Origin of the sequence: Oceanobacter antarcticus, assembly GCF_044962685.1 — a bacterium.
GTDB classification, from domain to species: Bacteria; Pseudomonadota; Gammaproteobacteria; order Pseudomonadales; family Oceanobacteraceae; genus Oceanobacter; species Oceanobacter antarcticus.
Map to the genome: position 1 here is coordinate 1 of NZ_JBBKTX010000078.1, position 424 is coordinate 424.

Consider the following 424-nt stretch of genomic DNA (forward strand, 5'->3'; position numbering starts at 1 on the left):
CTCATCTCAAACACAAAGCGGCGGGCTACGCCCATGCCCGACAGTTCAAGCGTTTGAAGAAGGCTCTCAAGAAAATGGCGACGCTGGTTGGGCGACTGACGCGAGACATCCTGCGCAAGCTGCCAGTCACCGAGCAAAGCCGGCTTATTCTTGAAAAAGCCGTGCAAGCCTCTCAACTCATCAAGCAAACACAGCAAGACTGGGAAGGCCCGAAACGGTACAGCCTGCATGAACCAGACGTTCAGTGCATCGCCAAAGGCAAGAGTCGACACGCTATGAATTTGGTCAAAAAGTGGCCGTGCTGATAGTCACTTCATCACCGCCTGCTACTGTGTCCCTGACAACCCCTACGACGGCCATCCCCTGTACTGGAATCTGATTCAAAGCTGGCTAAACACCGGGATTAAACCGCAAGAGATCCTGG

1 pseudogene is annotated in these 424 nt (G+C 53.8%); it reads left to right on the forward strand.

What is annotated here, in order from left to right:
* A pseudogene (locus WG929_RS20985) lies at positions 1-305 on the forward strand (hypothetical protein); the annotation flags it as partial.
* Positions 306-424 lie beyond the last annotated feature (119 nt).